Below are 17,654 nucleotides of genomic sequence, written 5' to 3' on the forward strand. Positions count from 1 at the left end.
CTGTTCAGCTTAAGGGCGGGCCGCAGCCCCGCAAGCGCTTCAGCATAAACAGCGCAGCTGACTGTCCTCTTTCGTGACAGTGCACTGCGCGCGGTACAGCGCCGTGACAGCGCGGTGCCGTCTCGGCCGCCCATTCGCCCCGGGAAATGGCGCTTTCCGGGCCGAACCGCGCTGGCACAGGCCGTGCGAAGGGCGGGCAGGGGCAACCCTGCACAAACCACCCACCGGAGACAGAAAAATCATGCTTTACGCCAACCCGAACACCCCCGAGGCCAAGGTCCAGTTCAAGGCCCGCTACGACAACTTCATCGGCGGCCAGTTCGTGCCCCCGGTCAAGAGTCAGTACTTCGACGTCATCACGCCTATCACCGGCAAGGCCTACACACAGGCCGCCCGCTCGGGCGCCGAGGACATCGAGCTTGCACTGGACGCCGCCCACAAGGCCGCGCCGCAATGGGGCCGCACGGCGGCCGGCGAGCGCGCCAACATCCTGCTGAAGATTGCCGACCGGCTGGAGCAGAACATCGAGAAGCTCGCCTATGCCGAAACGGTGGACAACGGCAAGCCGATGCGCGAAACGCTGAACGCCGATGTGCCGCTGACCGTCGACCATTTCCGCTATTTCGCCGGCTGCCTGCGCGCGCAGGAAGGCGCTTTAAGCCAGATCGACGAGAACACGGTGGCCTATCACTTCCACGAGCCGCTGGGCGTCGTCGGCCAGATCATTCCCTGGAACTTCCCGCTGCTGATGGCCGCCTGGAAGCTGGCGCCGGCCATAGGCGCGGGCAACTGCGTGGTGCTCAAACCGGCCGAGAGCACACCGATCAGCATCCTGGTGATGGCCGAGCTGATCGCCGACCTGCTGCCTGCGGGCGTACTGAACATCGTCAACGGCTACGGCCGCGAGGCCGGCATGCCGCTGGCAGAGAGCAAGCGCATTGCCAAGATCGCCTTCACCGGCTCGACCGCCACCGGCCGGGTGATCGCCCAGGCGGCGGCGACCAACCTGATTCCGGCCACCTTGGAACTGGGCGGCAAGAGCCCCAATATCTTCTTCGAGGATGTGGCCGCGGCCGACGACGCCTTCCTCGACAAGGCCATCGAGGGCCTGGTGCTGTTCGCCTTCAACCAGGGCGAGGTCTGCACCTGCCCCTCGCGTGCGCTGATACAGGAATCGATTTACGACAAGTTCATCGAGCGCGCCCTCAAGCGCGTGGCCGCCATCAAGCAGGGCAGCCCGCTGGACACCGAGACGATGATGGGCGCCCAGGCCTCGGCCCTGCAGATGGACAAGATCATGACCTATATGGCGCTGGGCAAGGAGGAGGGCGCCAAGCTCTTGATCGGTGGCGACCGTGCCCAGCTGCCCGGTGATCTGGCCGGCGGCTACTACATCCAGCCCACGCTGTTCCAGGGCAATAACCAGATGCGCATCTTCCGCGAGGAGATCTTCGGCCCAGTGCTGGCCGTGACCACCTTCAAGGACGAGGCCGAGGCGATGCAGATCGCCAACGACACGCCCTACGGCCTGGGTGCAGGCGTCTGGACCCGCGACGGCAGCCGCGCCTACCGCTTCGGCCGCGGCATCCAGGCCGGCCGCGTCTGGACCAACTGCTACCACGCCTATCCGGCCCACGCGACCTTCGGCGGCTACAAGGAGTCGGGCATCGGTCGCGAGACCCACAAGATGATGCTGGACCACTACCAGCAGACCAAGAACCTGCTGGTCAGCTACTCGCCGGACAAGCTGGGGTTCTTTTGATGAGTGCCTGACCGCGTTCGGGGTGGCATTGCGAGCCGGTGTCGCCGCCACCCCGAACGGCGCGCCGCACTGAAGCCCGGCGGCTGGCGGGGCTGGGCCTGCGCCGCCACCAACCGTGAAGCACCTCAAGCCGCCAGCAACTGCCTCAGCACAAACGGCAGGATGCCGCCGTGGCGGTAGTACTCGACCTCGATCGCCGTGTCGATGCGCAGGCGCAGGGTCACGGTCTTCACGCTGCCATCGGCGCGGGTGATGCGCAGCAGCGCGTCGGCCTGCGGCCTGATGTCGTCGCCGACCTCGATGTCTATCAGCTCGTTTCCGGTCAACCCCAGCGTCTCCCAGCTGTCGGAGCCCAGGAACTGCAGCGGCAGCACACCCATGCCGACCAGGTTGGCGCGGTGGATGCGCTCGAAGCTGCGCGCCACCACGGCCTTGATGCCCAGGAGCTGCGTGCCCTTGGCGGCCCAGTCGCGGCTGGAGCCGGTGCCGTATTCCTCGCCGCCGAAGACCACCGTCGGTGTGCCATCGGCGATGTACTGCATCGCGGCGTCGTAGATGAAGCGCTTGTCGCCGGTGGGCTGGAACAGGGTGTAGCCGCCTTCCTCGCGGCTGCCGTCCGCCTTGGGTGGGATCATCAGATTCTTCAGCCGCACATTGGCGAAGGTGCCGCGCATCATCACCTCATGGTGGCCGCGGCGCGAGCCGTAGCTGTTGAAGTCGGCCTTGGCCACGCCGCGTGACAGCAGGTACTGGCCGCCGGGCGAGGCCTCCTTGATCGCGCCGGCCGGGGAGATGTGGTCGGTGGTGATCGAGTCGCCGAACAGGGCCATCAGGCGGGCGCCGGTGATGCGGGCCGCGCCGCCTTTGGGCTGCATGTCGAAGCCCTGGAAGAAGGGCGGCTCGGCGATATAGCTGCTGACGGGCCAGTCATAGACCTGGCCTCTGGTGCTGTTGATCTGCTGCCAAAGCTTGCCGGGCTTGCTGGCCACGCGGGCGTAGTTCTCGCGGAAGGCCTTGGGCCGCATCGCAAAACGCATCAGCTTGTGCACCTCCTCGCTGCTGGGCCAGATGTCACCCAGGTACACGTCGCGGCCGCCCTTGCCCTTGCCGATGGGCTCGGTCATCAGATCGCGGGTCACGCTGCCGGCCAAGGCATAGGCCACCACCAGCGGTGGCGAGGCCAGGAAATTGGCCTTGATGTTCGGGTGGATGCGGGCCTCGAAGTTGCGGTTGCCCGACAGCACGGCGGCGCAGACCAGGTCGTGCTGGACGATCGCCTCATTGAACTCCGGTATCAGGTCGCCGGCATTGCCGATGCAGGTGGTGCAGCCGTAGGCGGCGACGTTGAAGCCAATCTTTTCCAGATAGGGCAGCAGGCCGGCATTCTCCAGGTACTCGGTGACGATGCGCGAGCCCGGCGCCAGCGAGGTCTTGATCTTGGGGGAGACCTTGAGCCCGGCCTCGACCGCCTTCTTGGCCAGCAGGCCGGCGGCCAGCATCACGCCAGGATTCGACGTGTTGGTGCAGGAGGTGATGGCAGCGATCAGGATGTCGCCGTGACGCAGCTCGATGCCGTTGCTTGTCGTGACCCTGGTCTGCAGCGCGTCGGCTGGCTGGTTGAAGCCATTCTCGGCGGTGGGCTTGCTGAGCAACTCGCCGAACTGCCTCGACAGATTCGTGATCTCTATCCGGTCCTGCGGGCGCTTCGGCCCGGCCAGCGAGGGCACGACCGTGCCCAGATCGAGGCTGACCACGCGGGTGTAGTCCACGGTGCCCTTGAATTGCGGTGTGCCCGGAATGCCGAACAGCTCCTGCGCACGGAAATAGGCCTCGAAGGCCTCAATCTCGCGCTTGGTGCGGCCGGTGCCCTCGAAGTACTCGATCGTCTTCTCGTCGACCGGGAAGAAGCCCATCGTCGCGCCGTACTCGGGCGCCATATTGCCAATCGTCGCGCGGTCCGGCAGGCTCAGGCGGGCCACGCCGGGGCCGAAGAACTCCACAAAGCTGCCCACCACCTTCTCGCGGCGCAGGATCTCGGTCACCGTCAGCACCAGGTCGGTCGCGGTGACGCCCTCGCGCAGCGCGCCCGTCATCTCGAAGCCCACCACATCGGGCGTCAGGAAATAGACCGGCTGGCCCAGCATGCCGGCCTCGGCCTCGATGCCGCCCACGCCCCAGCCGACCACGCCAATGCCATTGATCATCGTCGTGTGGCTGTCGGTGCCGACCAGGGTGTCGGGGTAATAGGTTTTGTCTTTCGACTTGTGCACGCCGCGGGCCAGATACTCCAGATTGACCTGGTGGACGATGCCGAAGCCCGGGGGCACGACGCCGAAGGTGTCGAAGGCCTGCATGCCCCATTTCATGAATTCGTAGCGCTCGCGGTTGCGCTCGAATTCCAGCTTCATGTTCAGGTCCAGCGACTTCTTCGTGCCGAAGTGGTCGATCATGATCGAGTGGTCGACGACCAGATCCACCGGCACCAGCGGCTCGATGGTCTTCGGATCCTTGCCCATGCGGGCGGCCACATTGCGCATTGCCGCCAAATCGGCCAGCAGCGGCACGCCGGTGAAGTCCTGCAGCACCACGCGGGCCACGACGAAGGGGATTTCCTCGGTGCGCTCGGCCACCGGCGCCCAATTGGCCAGCTGCTGCACATGCTCGGCCGTGACCTTCTGGCCATCGCAATTGCGCAGCACCGACTCAAGGACGATGCGCAGCGACACCGGCAGGCGTTTGATGTTCGGGAACTGCTGGGCCAGCAGCGGCAGCGACCAGAACTGCCCTTTTTGCCCCGCGGCCGGTGCAAACGAGGCCAGCGTGCTGGCAAAGGCGTGGGGCACTACCGGGCTTGCTGATGGCTTGGCGGGCATGGCTGGACTCCTGACGTTGCGCTTGGATCGGCCATTGTGTCAGGGCGTTGTTGACACAGGCAAGACAAAGGTCAACAGCGGTCAGGCCAGGCGCTTGGCCCACCAATGGTCCAGGGTCAGGACTGAAGGGCGGGTGACCATCATCACGGCCAGCATCAGGCCCCAGACCAGGTGCTGCTCCAGCGCGGCCGGCGCATCCTTCAGCACATGGTAGTAGGACAGCACGGCGACGACGTTCAGCACCGACAGGCCGGCGGCCGAGAAGCGCGTGGCCAGGCCCAGCAGCAACAGCACCGGCAGCACCAGCTCGCCGCCCGTGCCGCCGAGTGCCGCCAGGGCCGGCGGCAGCAGGGGCACCTGGTATTCGTCGGTAAACAGCCCGATGGTGCTGTCCCAGTCACGGATCTTGGTCAGGCCGGACAGGAAGAACACCTTGGCGAGGTAGACACGCATGGCCAGATCGGCCAGCGGCGCCAGCGCATCGAACAGGCGGGCTATCGGCGCCCAGAGTCGGTTGAGGGCTTGCAGAGGCTGGGTCATGGGGCGTCCTGGCTTTGTTGGATGGAGGACAGTCGCGCCGGGCGCCGTAAAACTTACAGTGCTTTCGCTGCTGCTGGCTCCGCGCGACAATCCCGCCCTTGTTCGCAGGAGTTGGAATGATTGTTCGAATCGATATCGATGGCAATGACATCGCGCTGTATGACTACCGGGTCAGCTATCAGTCCGAAGACCTCTACGCCGACAGCGGCCTGAGTTCGGTGCTGGAGGCCCTGGTGGCCGCCGTCGAGGGCCTGGCGCCCAGTGTGGTGGGGGTCGAGGTCTGGTACCGCGGCGTGGTCTCGGGCACCTATCCGCTGACCGTGGTGGCGATGAGCCCCGACCAGATCACCGAGCACGCGCAGAACACGACGGCGGCGATTGAGGAGGCGATGCAGTGACCGCCAGCAAGGCGCTGGCTTGTCAACCACTCAAACCAATGTGGTAAAAATTGCAAATACTGCGCTAGATCACCCCCTTTTGGGGGTGTCGAGTCATACTGAAGGGGGATGTTGCAGAGCGGCGCCAAAGCAGAAGATCCGCTCCAGCTGGCTGCGGTAGGCCAGAACAAGGATGACTCCATGCATTTCGATGAACGTAACGAAGGTGACTATCGGATCTATGCCGGTGCGATCGAGGCACCCTCTGGCGATGGCTATCTGGCCGCCGTGGTCGTGAAACGCATCCGCGGCGAAACCACGCACACGGGGGCCGAGGCCTATCGCGATGAAAGCCTGGCGTGCGGCCATCGCTGGGCCGAGCCGGAAGGCGCGCTGGCCTATGCCATCACCAAGGCGCTGAAGCTGATACGCAGCGAACCGGCGGCCCTGCGCTGCTGAGCCTGCATTTGCGGTGAGCACCGCAGGCACCATGAAAAAGAGCGGCCGAGGCCGCTCTTGTCACATCATCGAGGCCCCGCCTTGGGCGGGCGGCCATCGCGCCGGGGTTCGCCGCGCGGGCCTGCCGGGCGCGGGCCCGGACGCTGGCCGGGGCGCTGTTCGGCGCGGGGGCCGCGGTTGTCGCGTGGTTCACGCTGCTCGCGGTTCCCCGGCGGGCCGCTGCGATGCGGTGCCGGCGCCTGCAGCGCGCGTTGCTCGGCCTCCTTGCGTGCCAGGGCCAACAGGCCGTCCAACTCTTCCATCGCCACGCCCTTGAGCGCGCAGAAGTTGGCCGGTGTCAGGGTCGTGGTCTCGAAGGCACGCAGCAGATTGAAGCGGCTACGGCGCTGTTCTTCTTCCTGCGCATGCTGGGCCATCTCTTGAGCCCGCACCGCCTCGTGGTTGGCGCGGCGACGGGCCAGCTCCTGCACGGCGATCTGGCGGTGCTCTTCGCTCATCTCGCCGGCCTCGGCACCATCCAGGTCATAGCGGTGCTTGGCCTTGCTGGCGGCGATCAGGTAGGAGGTGCTGCCGGTGTAGCGGCGGAAGAAGGCCGACAGCACCTGCTTGCTGAACTGCCCGGGCGCACGCTCCTGGATATCGGCCTGGATGCGCAGTTTCAAGGGCTTGGCTGCGCCGGCAAACAGCGCCGGGAACAGTGCCTTCAGCTGCTGGGCACAGGCGGCAGGGCTCATCGCTGGCGCTTGGGCGGCTTGCGGCGCGGCGGCGGGTGCGGCCTCGGCAGGTACTTCGGCGGCAACGACTGCCGGTACTTCAAACTCAGCAGCGGGCTCGGCGGCGTCGGTCGAAACAACTTCAACCGGCGGCAGGGAATCGTCAGAAGACATGGGTCGGGCAATCAGCGGGAAAGGGGTCGATTGTGCCAACTTTGTGAGTGGCACCTGAAATCAGGGCTGACGCTTCAGCAGGCGACCCGCACGGCCAGTGCTGGTTTGCGTCGCGCCGACATAGCTTTGCACCCCGTTGACATAGACGAAGGCGATGCCCTCGGACACCTCCAGCGGCTGTTCGTAGCTCGCGCGGTCCTGCACACGCAGCGGGTCGAACACCACCACGTCGGCGAACCAGCCGGGCTGCAACTGGCCGCGCTGATGCAGGCGGAAGTTGCGTGCCGACAGGCCGGTCATCTTGTAGACGGCCTCTTCCAGCGGGAACAGCTGGCGCTCGCGGCAGTAGCGGGCCAGCACGCGGGGGAACGCGCCCCATAGCCGCGGGTGCGGGTGGCGGTCGTGCGGCAGGCCGTCGGAGCCGATCATCGTCAGCGGGTGGGCGACGATGCGCTCGACGTCATCCTCGTGCATCTGGAAGTAGCAGGCGCCGCCGGGCTGAAGGCGGCGGCAGGCTTGCTGCTGAGTGATGCCCCAATCGGCGGCAATGTCGGCCAGCAGCCGGCCCTCCTGCTCGGGGTGCGGGTCCGACCAGGTCAGGCGCACATCGATCACGCCATCGACCAGATCTTCGCGCAGCACGGTGGAGCCGGCGAGGTAGGGGTAGACGTCCATCGCCACCGCCTGGCGGGCGGCCAGTTGCTCGATCAGCGGCAGGGTCTCGCGCGTGCGGCCCCACTGGCTGGGCCCGGCGCATTTGTGGTGCGAGATGACCAGCGGCACGCCGGCCTCGAAGGCCGTGTCACCGGCCTCGTGCAGCGCCTCAATGATGGCCTGCATCTCGCTGCGCAGATGGCTGGTGTAGACGCCGCGGTGGCGGGCGACGACGCGGGCCAGCGCCAGCACCTCATCGGCCGGCGCGGCAAAGGCCGGCTCATAGAACAGGCCGGAGGACAGGCCGATGGCGCCATCTTGCAGGCTGGCATCGAGCAGCGCTTCCATCTTTGCCAGCTCTTCTGCGCTTGCAGGCCGTGTGAGGTCATCCATCGCTGCGAAGCGCAGGGTCGTATGGCCGATCAGCAGTGCCACATTCAGCGCCGGCTCGGCGGCCTCGAAGGCTGCGCGGTAGTCGGCCATCGTGGCATGGCGGAACGAGTCCGCGCCCAGCAGATTCAGCGGCGGCTGCGGCGCGGCGGTGACCAGCGGCAGCAGCGAGATGCCGCAGTTGCCTGCGATCACCGTGGTGATGCCCTGCGAGATCTTGGGCCGCATCTGGGGCTGCTGGAGCAGCATCGCGTCGTCATGCGTGTGCACGTCGATGAAGCCCGGGGCAATGGCCTGGCCCCGGCAGTCAACGACCTCGACACCGCTCATGTCAATCTGATCGCGCAGGTCGGTGCCGATCAACTCGATACGGTCTCCGGCCAGCAGCACATCGCCGATGAACCCCGGCGCGCCGCTGCCATCGAGCACCAGCCCGCCTTCCAGCAGGGTTCGCATCAGGACTCGCCCCAGTTCAGCAAGGGGTGGTGGCGCGTGTCCAGCCCGTGGGTGGACAAGACCTTGCGCACATCGGCCAGTCGCTGCACGACGCTGTCGCCCAGGCGCTGGGCGATCAGCACCGTCAGCACCTCCAGCACCGTCAGATGGGCCAGATAGGCTTCGGTGCCGACGTGCATCACCGGATCGTCGGGCACCTGGATGGCGATGACGATGTCGGCGAGTTTCGCCAGCGGCGTGCCGGCCTGCGTCAGCGCGATCACCGTCGCGCCCTGGCCTCGGGCCACCTCGACGGCCTCCAGCAGCGAGGGCATGCCGCCGACGTGCGAGATCGCGAAGGCGACGCTGCCGGCCTGCAGCGTGGCGGCCGAGACCAACTGCAGATGCTGGTCCAGATAGGCGTTGGCGACCAGGCCCATGCGGAACAGTCGGGCCTGCATGTCGGCGGCCATGAAGCTGGAGGTGGCGCCCACGCACCAGCAGTCCACCCGCTGGGCGGCGACGAAGGCATCGGCCGCCGCCTCCAGCGCCTGCGGGCTCAGCTGGGCCTGCACGCCGTTGACGGCCGCCGCCGCGCTCTTGATCACCTTGGAGACGACCTGGGCCGTGTCGTCATGCAGCTGCACGCGGCGGTGCAGCGGCGAGCCGCTGACGGCCAGCTCCTGTGCCAGCGCCAGTTTGAACTCGCGCAGGCCGGCAAAGCCCAGCTCGCGCACCGCCCGCATGATGGTCGGCACCGAGGTGTTGGCCCGCTCGGCCAAGGCCTCGAAGCTCTCGTTCAGCGCCCGCTCGGGGTCGCTCAGCACGATCTGCAGGGTCTCGCGGCGCGCCGCGGCCATCGTGCCGCTGCTGTCGGCCAGCAGGTCGGCGATCTGTTTCAGCACCGGTGTCGTCATCGTGGTCTCAGAAGCAGGTGACAAGGGCGTCGATGACGCGGTAGTCGGCATCGACCACCGGCATCCAGCGCCATTTGTCGAAGGTGGTGCAGGGGTGGGACACGCCCAGCGCGACGCGGTCGCCGACCTGCAGGCCGGCGGGCTGCTCGCCCAGCCGCAGATAGGCATGCTGGTCGTTCATGCCGCTGATCGTCCAGCCGGCCGGCGTGGGCTGCGGTGTGCGACTGCTCAGCGCGCACAGCGCGATAGGCACCGGCAGGTCGAGGTCGTAGGAGATGTCGCGCTTGCCGACGGCCAGGATGGCAAGACCCGGCTCCGGCAGCGACTGCACGGTGGCCCAGACCTCCAGCGCCGCCTGCAGGCCATTGCCGCAGCCCAGGCGCTGGTTCACCACCGACACCATGCGCTTGTAGAAACCATGGTCGTGGGTGATGTAGCAGCCCGAGCGCAGCAGGCCGATCAGCGGACGATTCAGGGCAGGGCGCAGCGCCGGCACGACCAGATCGAAGATCGCCGAGCCGCCGGCCGAGACGATGATCTCGTCGGCCTCGAACAGACCCTCCTGCTCGCATTGCAGGGCGATGGCGGTGACACGGTCCATCAGTGCCTGCGCGAAGGGCACATCGGCGGCGCTGTCGCCCTTGGCGCCCAGGCCTTCGTAGCATTCGATGCCGACAAGTACAACGGCGCTGCTGGCGCGGGCAGCGCGTGCCAGTTCAATCGCTTCATCGGCGCTGCGGCAACCGGTGCGGCCGCCGTCGGTGCCGAGCTCCAGCAGCACTTCGAAAGCCTTGGCCGGCGCGGTGGCTTCGATCAGGGCCAGCTGTGCCGTTGAGTCGAGCAGGAACAGCACGCGCAGATCAGCATGCGTGGCCAGCAGCGCCTGGATGCCGCGCAGATCGCCGGCATCAAGCACCTGGTTGGCAATCACGCAGCGGCGCGCGCCGGCCTGCACGCCGATGCGCAGCTGGGCCACCGTGGCAAAGGTCAAGCCCCAGGCACCGGCGTCGAGCTGGCGCTGGAACAGCTGGGGCGACATGGTGGTCTTGCCGTGCGGCGCGAAGCGCACGCCCGAGTCATTGGCATAGCCTTGCATCCAGCCGAGGTTGTGGTTCAGGCTGTCGGCGCGCACCACGGCCAGCGGCAGCGGCAGATCGCCGTTCAGCACATTCCAGCCCTGGGCGGCAATCTCGGAGCGGCGCAGCGCCGGCGCGTGGTGCGGATAGCCTTTTTGCGAGGCGTCCAGCAAGGGGTCGATCAAGTTGTTCATGCCTGAGTTTCCATCAGTTCGCGCCGGATGCAGGCCACCCAGCGGCCGGGGCGTATTTCTTCGAGCTCGGGTCGGGCATCGGCGCAGGCGGCCACGGCCTGAGGGCAGCGGGTGCGGAACACGCAGCCGGACGGGGGATCGATGGGGCTCGGGATGTCGCCCTTCAGGACGATGCGCTCGGTCTTGATCTCGGGGTCGGGCTTGGGTGAGGCGGCCAGCAGGGCTTGGGTGTAGGGGTGCAGCGGGCGCTCGAACAGCTCCTGCGTGCTCGCCACCTCCATCACCCGGCCGAGATACAGCACGACGACGCGGTCGCACAGGTACTCGACCACATCGAGGTCGTGCGAGATGAACAGCATCGTCAGCCTCAGGCGCTCGCGCAGATCGCACAGCAGGTTGACGACCTGGGCCTGTATCGACACGTCCAGTGCCGACAGCGGCTCGTCGGCGACGATGAACTCGGGTTCCACGGCCAGTGCGCGGGCCACGCCGATGCGCTGGCGCTGGCCGCCGGAGAACTCATGCGGGTAGCGGCTGGCATGCTCGGGCCGCAGGCCCACCAGGTCCAGCAGCTCGGCAATGCGCGCCGCGCTCTGACCAGGGCCCTGCGCCAGGCCGTGAGTGGCCAGCGCCTCGCCGAGGATGTCACGCACGCGCATCTTCGGGTTCAGGCTGGCATAGGGATCCTGAAAAATGATCTGCAGCTTGCTGCGCAGCTGGCGCATGCGCTTGGACGTGGTCGTGCCCAGGTCCTCGCCGCGGTACAGCACCTGGCCGCTGCTGGCGTCGATCAGCCGCAGCAGCGTGCGGCCTATCGTCGATTTGCCCGACCCGGACTCGCCGACCAGGCCCAGCGTCTCGCCGGGCTGTATCGTGAACGACACATCATCGACGGCGCGCACCGGCCGGGCGCTGCTGCCGAAATAGCGCTTCAGTTGTTTGACTTCGATCAGTGGCTGTTGCGTGCTGCTCATGCGGCCTCCTGGGTGGCTTCGGTCAACACGCAACGTGTCTGGCGGCCGGCGCCATCGGCCAGCAGCTCGGGCATGGCCTGATCGCATCGCGTCAGCGCCTTGTCGCACCGCGGTGCGAACGCGCAGCCGGGTGGCGGTGCCAGAGGGCTGGAGACCTGGCCCCGGATCGCGTAGAGCCGCCGCGGGCCGGTGCCGCGATGCGGCGGCTGCTTGCCCGGCAGGCAGGCCAGCAGGCCCTGCGTGTACGGGTGCCGCGGCGCAGCGAAAAGTTCACGCACCTTTGCTACCTCGACGATGCGGCCGGCATACATTACCGCCACCTCGTCGGCATGGTGGGCAACGACGCCCAGGTTGTGGGTGATGAACAGGATGCTGGTGCCCATCTCGCGCTGCAGCTTGCGCATCAGCTCGAGGATCTGCGCCTGTATCGTGACGTCCAGCGCGGTGGTCGGTTCGTCGGCGATCAGCAGCGTCGGGTCACAGGCCATGGCCAGGGCGATCATTACCCGCTGGCGCATGCCGCCCGACAGCTGGTGCGGGTACTCGTGCAGGCGCTGGCCGGCGGCCGGGATCTCGACCAGGTCGAGCATCTGCCTGGCGCGGGCCAGTGCCTCGGCATGGCTGGCACCCCTGTGCAGGCGCACGCTCTCCGCGATCTGCTCGCCAATCGTGAAGACCGGGTTCAGGCTGGTCATGGGCTCCTGGAAGATCATCGCGATCTGGTTGCCGCGCACGCCACGCATCTGGCGCTCGGGCAGGCTCAGCAGATCGACGGTCTGGCCGGAACGATCAACGAACAGGGCGGAACCTGCCACCGTGGTGCGCGCCGTGCGGGGCAGCAGCCGCATCAGGGTCAGGCTGGTGACCGATTTGCCCGAGCCCGATTCGCCGACCAGGGCCGTGGTGCGGCCGGGCAGGATGTCGAAGCTGACGTCGGCCACCGAATGCACGGCGCCCTCGTCGGTGTGGAACGTGGTGCTGAGATGGCGCACCTGCAGGCGTGGGGTGGTGTTCGTCATCATCACATCGACTTCTTCAAACGCGGGTCGAGCAGATCGCGCACGCCATCGCCCAGCAGTTGCAGCGACAGGGCGGTCAGGATGATGGCCAGGCCTGGATACAGCACCACGCCCAGCGACTGATGCGCGTACTGCTGGCCGCCGGCGACCATCGTGCCCCATGTCGGAATCTCGGGCGGCACGCCGACACCCAGAAAGCTCAGTGCCGCCTCGGCCAGGATGGCGTAGGCAAAGATGAAGGAGGCCTGCACCAGGATGGGCGACAGCAGATTGGGCAGGATGTGGCGCCACAGAATGCGCCAGGTGGCAATGCCCAGCGCCCGTGCCGCCTCGACGAAGAGCAGCTCGCGCACGACCAGCGTGGAGGCGCGCACCACCCGCGCAACCCGCGGCGTGTAGACCAGCACCAGGGCCAGCACCACATTCAGCAGCGAGGGGCCGAGGATGGCAACGAGGGCGATGGCCAAGAGGATGTCGGGCAGCGACATCATCGCGTCGACGATGCGCATCAGCGGCGCATCGAGGCGGCGGAAGAAGCCCGCGACCAGGCCCAGCAGCGTGCCCCCGAGGATGGCACCTGTCGCGGTCAGCGCCGCAATCGCCAGCGAGTAGCGGCCGCCGAAGGCAATGCGCGAGAACAGGTCCCGGCCCAGCTCGTCGGTGCCGAGGTAGTGAGCGGCACTCGGCGCCTTCAGCCGCTCCAGCACCGCCGTGTCGTTGGGGTCGTAGGGCGTGACCCACTGCGCGGCCATGGCGATCAGGGCCACGGTCAGCAGCACCAGCGCGGCCAGCAGCACGATGCGGCGGCGGAACAGTTTCTTCAGCAGCAGGCCCATCAGTATTTCACCCGTGGGTCGACGGCCATATAGAGCAGGTCGACGCAGAAGTTGATGACCACGTAGATGGCGGCAATGACCAGCAGCGCGCCCTGTATGACCGGATAGTCGCGGCGCAGCACCGCGTTGACGACCAGGCTGCCGACGCCGGGCAGGCCGAACACCGTTTCGGTGACGACGGCACCACCAATCATCAGCGCCACCGTCAGGCCGATCACGGTGACGATGGGCACCAGCGCATTGCGCAGTGCATGCTTCAAGACCACCGGCCACTCGCCCAGGCCCTTGGCGCGGGCCGTGCGCACATAGTCCTCGCCAAGCACGTCCAGCATCGAGGCGCGGGTGAAGCGGATGATCAGCGCCGAGTTCAGGAGGCCCAGCACGGTGGCCGGCAGCACCAGATAGTGCAGGCGGTCGGCCAGGGTCGCACCCGGATCGCCATAGCCCGAGACCGGGAACCAGCCCAACGACACGGCGAACAGCTGCATCAGCACCAGGCCCAGCCAGAAGCTGGGGATGCTGGCGCCCAGCATGGCCAGCGAGGTGAAGACCTGGTCGATGATGCGGCCGCGGAACACCGCGCCGACGATGCCGCAGGGCACGCCTATCACCGTGGCGATGGCCACCGCCATCAGCGACAGCAGGGTGGTCGGCTCGGCCCGCTCGGCCAGCGCCTGCAGGACCGGGCGCTGCAGAAAGATCGAATCGCCCAGATTGCCCTGAGCGAGTTCTTTCAGCCAGTAGAGGAACTGCACCGGCAGCGGTCGGTCCAGCCCGTACTGGGTCTGCACGCGGGCGATGTCGGCGGCGGTGGCCTGGTCACCGAGCAGCACCGAGATCGGGTCACCGGAGGCGGCGCGCGTCAGCACGAACACCAGCACGGCGACGATGGCCAGCACCAGCAGCATGCCGGCCAGGCGCGAGGCGAGATAGCGCATCACGGTGGCGGCTCCGTTCAGGGCTTGAGCTTGACGTTCCAGAAGAAGGGCCAGGTGGCCGGCTGGTAGCCGTCCAGACCCGGCGCCCGTGCCGACAGGCTGCTGAACTTGCCGACAACGATATAGGGCACCTCGTCATAGACCAGGGCCTGGACCTTGCCCCATAGCGTGGCGCGCTTGGCGGCATTGGTCTCGGCATTCAGCGCGGCCAGGGCGGCCTGCTTGGCCGGCGTGCTCCACCAGCCCGGCGCGCCTTCGCCGAGCTGCGGCGGCGACAGCATCGGTTCGGGGAACTGCGGCGAATGGGTGATGTAGATGTCCCACAGCTTGGCGTCGTTGCGGCGCTGCACCAGCGTCGCCCAATCGACCACGTTCAGATCGACCTTGAAGCCGGCGCGCTTGAGCTGTTCGGCCATCAGCAGGGCCATGTTGTAGTGGAAGTCGTACTGGCGGCTGGTCAGCACGCGCACCGCCTCGCCTTTGTAGCCGGCTTTCTCGGCCGCGGTCTTGGCCTGCACGGCATTGCGCTGGTTGTAGGCGGCTGTGCCGGCATCGGAGTAGAACGGCGTGCCCTTGGGGAAGTGATTGCCCTCGACGCTGAAGAAGCGGGTGTCGCCAAAGCCGGCGGCCAGCATCTCGCCCTCGCCGATGGCCATCTGCAGCGCGCGGCGCAGCGGCGTCGAGGCCAGCACGCCCTCCTTGGTGTTCAGCACCAGGTAGGGGAAGCCGAAGGCCTGGGTCATCACCGGCACGGTCTTGGCGGTGGCCTTTTCGAGTCGCGGCAGGGCCTCGATCGGCAGCAGGTCGGCATAGTGGAACTGGCCGGCCAGCGCGCCCTCGACGCGGGTGTTGGCATTGGGCACCGGCATGAAGCGCAGCTCCTCGACCAGGGCCTCGCGCCTGCCCGCATAGCCGCTGGCGGCTTCCTTGCGCGGGGCGTATTGCTCGAAGCGGGTCAAGAGCACGTACTGGTCCGGGCGGCGCTCCTTGAAGCGGTAGGGGCCGGTGCCGATGAACTGGGTCAGCGGCTGGGCGACGGCCTCCCTGGCCATGATGGCGGCCATGCCACTGGGCAGGGCCAGCTGGGGCAAGAGCGGGGCATAGGGCTGCTTGAGCACGATCTCGACGCCATGCGTGCCCTTGGCCGTCAGCGAGGCCACCTCGGCGGCCACCGCCTTGCCGCGCGGCGCCATCTCCATCCAGCGCTTCAGGCTGGCGACCACATCGTCTGCATGGAGCTCTCGGCCGCTGTGCAGCATCACGCCCTTGCGCAGGGCGATGGTGTAGCGCAGGCCGTCCTTGGAGATCACCGGCATGCCTTCAGCCAGCAGCGGCGCGATCGCCCATTTGGCGTCGAAGGTGTACAGCGGCTCGTAGACGTGCTGCATGATGGTGCCCACCAGATCGGCGGTGGAGGCCATCGGGTCCAGCGTCTGCGGCTCGCCGACCATGGCCAGGTTCAGCGCCGACTTGGGCGCCTGGGCCAGCGCGCCGGGCGCCGTCCATATCAGGCTGGAGGCCAGCGCCGTGAGCGTCAACAGGCGGCGGCGTGAGGGGGTGAGAGGGCGCATGGGGAATCTCCGTTTTGAAATGAAATTTCAATGACGGCACGATATTCCCGCAGAATTCGCCAAACAATCGGGTAAACCCGCAGTATATGGGTTTTGATTGAAATGTAATTTCACAAAAGCGACAATCAATGCCTGATCAACAGGAGCCTCAACATGCCGCTCGAATTTCTGGGCAATCCGCCCCTCGCCTCCGACCGCCAGGTGCGGCCGTTCTCGCCTGCCGTGCGCGCCGGCGACTTCGTCTATGTCTCGGGCCAGGTGCCCGCCAACGAGGCCGGTGAAATTGTGGCCGGTGGCATCGAGGCGCAGACGCGCCAGGTGTTCGTCAATCTCAAGAAGGTGTTGGCGCTGGCCGGGTGCACGCTGGATGACGTCTGCAAGGCCACGGTGTGGCTGGACGATGCGCGCGATTTCGGCGCCTTCAACCGCGTCTATCTGGAGCAGTTCCCCGGCAACAAGCCGGCCCGTTCGACCACCGAGGCGCGCCTGATGGTGGACGCCAAGGTCGAGATCGACTTGGTCGCGTACAAGCCGGCCTGACGCGCGAGGCGTCGGCCGGCTTGGCTGAACTTCATGTCAAGTCTTGGGGTCGATCGCCAGCTGGTTATCGACGCTGGAGACGCCGCTCACCGAAGCAGCCAGGCTGGTGGCGCGCTCACGGGCGGCGGCGTTGGGTGCCTTGCCCTTCAGCGCGACCCGGCCCTGCAAAGTGTCCACATTGATCTTCAGCGCGCTCAGCTGAGGATCACGGGCCAGTTCGGTGTTGATGCGCGTGGTGATCGCCGCATCGGCCACCGCGTCGGTCACCTTGTCGGCGGCCTTCTTGCTGGCCGCCTTGGCGTCCTGGGCGACTTCCTTCATCGCCTGCTTGGCCTCGCCGGCCTCCTTGCTGGCCTCGGCCTTGGCGGCCTCGGACTTCTGCTCGGCGGTGGCGATCGCGCCGTCCAGCTTCTGGCCGGCGGTACGCTCGTCATCCTTGGCGCCGCAGGCACTCAAGCCCAAGGCCATCAGGGCCGCAAGGCTCAGCATTTTCATCGAAGTGTGGGTCTTGATCATGATGTGCTCCTTGCAGCGCTGGGCTTACTTCTGGCCGAATTTGGCCTTGGCGGTGTTGACACAGCCGGTCTTGGCGTCGCCGGCCAGCGCATCGCACTTCTCGGCGGCAACCTTGTAGTCGGCGTTGCGCTTGGTCTCGTTGGCATCGACCACGGCGGCGTGGATTTCCTTGCTCATCTTGGCATCTGTGACGCCCTTGGTGTGAGCAGCCTTGGCTTCCTTGACGCAGACGTCCTTGTCATTGCCGGCCTTGTCGTCGCACATTTCCTTGGCCACGGCATAGGCGGCATCGGACTTGGCAATGGCCAGCTTGGTGGCATCGGCCGACTTGCCGCTGAACTGAAACTGCAGATCGGCCAGCGCAACCTTCTCCACGCCCTTGGCCTGCTCGACGCAGATGTCCTTGGCGTTGCCGGAATTGGTGTCACAGGCCTTCTTGGCGGCCTTGTAGTCGACGCTGATACGGTCCTTGGCGGCGCTGTGGTCGGCCTTGCTCATGGTGGCCGAGAAAGCCAGCGAGGAGCTCAGCAGGGCGGCGGCGATCAGGGTGGTCTTGAGTGTGGTTTGCATGGATGACTCCGTGGGGTTGTTGAGAAATGGAAAGGCTTGGTCTGGCATGCCGCTCATTCAACGGTGCAGGCCATGGATTCAGTATGCGAACATGGTGGGGGCGCTTACAGCAGACGAGGGCGCGTT

Annotated in this window: 17 protein-coding genes; 4 read left to right on the forward strand and 13 right to left on the reverse strand. The window is 66.9% G+C overall.

Annotated features, from left to right (window positions below; translation table 11 throughout):
- The first annotated feature begins 241 nt into the window (after positions 1 to 241).
- Complete coding sequence (gene exaC / locus DES47_RS17835) at positions 242 to 1,762, forward strand: acetaldehyde dehydrogenase ExaC (RefSeq protein WP_133702065.1); 1,521 nt, start codon at positions 242 to 244, stop codon at positions 1,760 to 1,762.
- 125 nt (positions 1,763 to 1,887) lie between these two features.
- Here the strand turns inward: exaC and acnA are convergent, their stop codons facing one another.
- Positions 1,888 to 4,635, reverse strand: a complete 2,748-nt coding sequence (gene acnA, locus DES47_RS17840; protein ID WP_133702066.1) for an aconitate hydratase AcnA — start codon at positions 4,633 to 4,635, stop codon at positions 1,888 to 1,890.
- 81 nt (positions 4,636 to 4,716) lie between these two features.
- The gene (locus DES47_RS17845) at positions 4,717 to 5,175 is read right to left on the reverse strand and encodes a DoxX family protein (protein WP_133702067.1); all 459 of its coding nucleotides are present in this window, start codon (positions 5,173 to 5,175) and stop codon (positions 4,717 to 4,719) included.
- A 116-nt stretch (positions 5,176 to 5,291) separates the two neighbouring features.
- Between DES47_RS17845 and DES47_RS17850 the strand changes: the two genes are divergently transcribed.
- Complete coding sequence (locus DES47_RS17850) at positions 5,292 to 5,573, forward strand: hypothetical protein (protein WP_133702068.1); 282 nt, start codon at positions 5,292 to 5,294, stop codon at positions 5,571 to 5,573.
- A 180-nt stretch (positions 5,574 to 5,753) separates the two neighbouring features.
- Positions 5,754 to 6,011 (forward strand): hypothetical protein, encoded by a 258-nt coding sequence (locus DES47_RS17855; RefSeq protein ID WP_133702069.1) that lies wholly within the window; start codon positions 5,754 to 5,756, stop codon positions 6,009 to 6,011.
- A 65-nt stretch (positions 6,012 to 6,076) separates the two neighbouring features.
- Here the strand turns inward: DES47_RS17855 and DES47_RS17860 are convergent, their stop codons facing one another.
- The 9 genes from DES47_RS17860 to DES47_RS17900 are packed head-to-tail and all read right to left on the reverse strand — an operon-like array spanning position 6,077 to position 15,902.
- Positions 6,077 to 6,898 (reverse strand): ProQ/FINO family protein, encoded by an 822-nt coding sequence (locus tag DES47_RS17860; protein WP_243748360.1) that lies wholly within the window; start codon positions 6,896 to 6,898, stop codon positions 6,077 to 6,079.
- Positions 6,899 to 6,958: 60 nt separating this feature from the next.
- Complete coding sequence (locus DES47_RS17865) at positions 6,959 to 8,398, reverse strand: N-acyl-D-amino-acid deacylase family protein (RefSeq protein WP_133702070.1); 1,440 nt, start codon at positions 8,396 to 8,398, stop codon at positions 6,959 to 6,961.
- On the reverse strand, positions 8,398 to 9,294 hold the full coding sequence (locus DES47_RS17870) for a MurR/RpiR family transcriptional regulator (protein ID WP_133702071.1): 897 nt from the start codon (positions 9,292 to 9,294) through the stop codon (positions 8,398 to 8,400). Before DES47_RS17870 ends, DES47_RS17865 begins: the two co-directional genes overlap by 1 nt.
- 7 nt (positions 9,295 to 9,301) lie before the next feature.
- Positions 9,302 to 10,564 (reverse strand): amino acid deaminase, encoded by a 1,263-nt coding sequence (locus DES47_RS17875; protein WP_133702072.1) that lies wholly within the window; start codon positions 10,562 to 10,564, stop codon positions 9,302 to 9,304.
- Complete coding sequence (locus DES47_RS17880; protein WP_133702073.1) at positions 10,561 to 11,538, reverse strand: ABC transporter ATP-binding protein; 978 nt, start codon at positions 11,536 to 11,538, stop codon at positions 10,561 to 10,563. Before DES47_RS17880 ends, DES47_RS17875 begins: the two co-directional genes overlap by 4 nt.
- Positions 11,535 to 12,560: an ABC transporter ATP-binding protein gene (locus DES47_RS17885; RefSeq protein ID WP_425057449.1), complete on the reverse strand. Its 1,026-nt coding sequence runs from the start codon at positions 12,558 to 12,560 to the stop codon at positions 11,535 to 11,537. Before DES47_RS17885 ends, DES47_RS17880 begins: the two co-directional genes overlap by 4 nt.
- Complete coding sequence (locus DES47_RS17890; RefSeq protein WP_425057450.1) at positions 12,560 to 13,393, reverse strand: ABC transporter permease; 834 nt, start codon at positions 13,391 to 13,393, stop codon at positions 12,560 to 12,562. Before DES47_RS17890 ends, DES47_RS17885 begins: the two co-directional genes overlap by 1 nt.
- Positions 13,393 to 14,334, reverse strand: a complete 942-nt coding sequence (locus DES47_RS17895) for an ABC transporter permease (protein WP_133702074.1) — start codon at positions 14,332 to 14,334, stop codon at positions 13,393 to 13,395. Before DES47_RS17895 ends, DES47_RS17890 begins: the two co-directional genes overlap by 1 nt.
- 14 nt (positions 14,335 to 14,348) lie before the next feature.
- A complete protein-coding gene (locus DES47_RS17900) occupies positions 14,349 to 15,902 on the reverse strand; it encodes an ABC transporter substrate-binding protein (RefSeq protein WP_133702075.1) in 1,554 nt (517 codons plus the stop codon).
- 153 nt (positions 15,903 to 16,055) lie between these two features.
- Here DES47_RS17900 and DES47_RS17905 point away from each other — a divergent pair, with 153 nt between their 5' ends.
- Positions 16,056 to 16,442, forward strand: a complete 387-nt coding sequence (locus DES47_RS17905; protein ID WP_133702076.1) for a RidA family protein — start codon at positions 16,056 to 16,058, stop codon at positions 16,440 to 16,442.
- 36 nt (positions 16,443 to 16,478) lie between these two features.
- On the opposite strand, the gene DES47_RS17910 is transcribed toward DES47_RS17905, so the two are convergent.
- Both DES47_RS17910 and DES47_RS17915 read right to left on the reverse strand, forming a co-directional pair.
- Positions 16,479 to 16,958 carry a BON domain-containing protein gene (locus DES47_RS17910; protein ID WP_133702077.1) on the reverse strand — a complete coding sequence of 160 codons (480 nt, stop codon included), beginning with the start codon at positions 16,956 to 16,958 and terminating at the stop codon, positions 16,479 to 16,481.
- A gap of 24 nt (positions 16,959 to 16,982) precedes the next feature.
- Positions 16,983 to 17,528 carry a hypothetical protein gene (locus tag DES47_RS17915; RefSeq protein ID WP_133702078.1) on the reverse strand — a complete coding sequence of 182 codons (546 nt, stop codon included), beginning with the start codon at positions 17,526 to 17,528 and terminating at the stop codon, positions 16,983 to 16,985.
- Between the last annotated feature and the right edge of the window lie 126 nt (positions 17,529 to 17,654).

This window comes from Roseateles toxinivorans (genome assembly GCF_004362525.1).
In the GTDB taxonomy this organism is placed as follows: Bacteria; Pseudomonadota; Gammaproteobacteria; order Burkholderiales; family Burkholderiaceae_C; genus Paucibacter; species Paucibacter toxinivorans.

What these genes read in the sequence shown, in the direction of transcription:
- DES47_RS17875 (WP_133702072.1), bottom strand. Translation starts at nt 10,564, where the DNA reads ATGAACAACTTGATCGACCCCTTGCTGGACGCCTCGCAAAAAGGCTAT.
- DES47_RS17915 (WP_133702078.1), bottom strand. Translation starts at nt 17,528, where the DNA reads ATGCAAACCACACTCAAGACCACCCTGATCGCCGCCGCCCTGCTGAGC.
- DES47_RS17885 (WP_425057449.1), bottom strand. Translation starts at nt 12,560, where the DNA reads ATGATGACGAACACCACCCCACGCCTGCAGGTGCGCCATCTCAGCACC.
- DES47_RS17905 (WP_133702076.1), top strand. Translation starts at nt 16,056, where the DNA reads ATGCCGCTCGAATTTCTGGGCAATCCGCCCCTCGCCTCCGACCGCCAG.
- DES47_RS17910 (WP_133702077.1), bottom strand. Translation starts at nt 16,958, where the DNA reads ATGATCAAGACCCACACTTCGATGAAAATGCTGAGCCTTGCGGCCCTG.
- DES47_RS17900 (WP_133702075.1), bottom strand. Translation starts at nt 15,902, where the DNA reads ATGCGCCCTCTCACCCCCTCACGCCGCCGCCTGTTGACGCTCACGGCG.
- DES47_RS17890 (WP_425057450.1), bottom strand. Translation starts at nt 13,393, where the DNA reads ATGGGCCTGCTGCTGAAGAAACTGTTCCGCCGCCGCATCGTGCTGCTG.
- DES47_RS17880 (WP_133702073.1), bottom strand. Translation starts at nt 11,538, where the DNA reads ATGAGCAGCACGCAACAGCCACTGATCGAAGTCAAACAACTGAAGCGC.
- DES47_RS17865 (WP_133702070.1), bottom strand. Translation starts at nt 8,398, where the DNA reads ATGCGAACCCTGCTGGAAGGCGGGCTGGTGCTCGATGGCAGCGGCGCG.
- DES47_RS17860 (WP_243748360.1), bottom strand. Translation starts at nt 6,898, where the DNA reads ATGTCTTCTGACGATTCCCTGCCGCCGGTTGAAGTTGTTTCGACCGAC.
- acnA (WP_133702066.1), bottom strand. Translation starts at nt 4,635, where the DNA reads ATGCCCGCCAAGCCATCAGCAAGCCCGGTAGTGCCCCACGCCTTTGCC.
- exaC (WP_133702065.1), top strand. Translation starts at nt 242, where the DNA reads ATGCTTTACGCCAACCCGAACACCCCCGAGGCCAAGGTCCAGTTCAAG.
- DES47_RS17850 (WP_133702068.1), top strand. Translation starts at nt 5,292, where the DNA reads ATGATTGTTCGAATCGATATCGATGGCAATGACATCGCGCTGTATGAC.
- DES47_RS17855 (WP_133702069.1), top strand. Translation starts at nt 5,754, where the DNA reads ATGCATTTCGATGAACGTAACGAAGGTGACTATCGGATCTATGCCGGT.
- DES47_RS17870 (WP_133702071.1), bottom strand. Translation starts at nt 9,294, where the DNA reads ATGACGACACCGGTGCTGAAACAGATCGCCGACCTGCTGGCCGACAGC.
- DES47_RS17845 (WP_133702067.1), bottom strand. Translation starts at nt 5,175, where the DNA reads ATGACCCAGCCTCTGCAAGCCCTCAACCGACTCTGGGCGCCGATAGCC.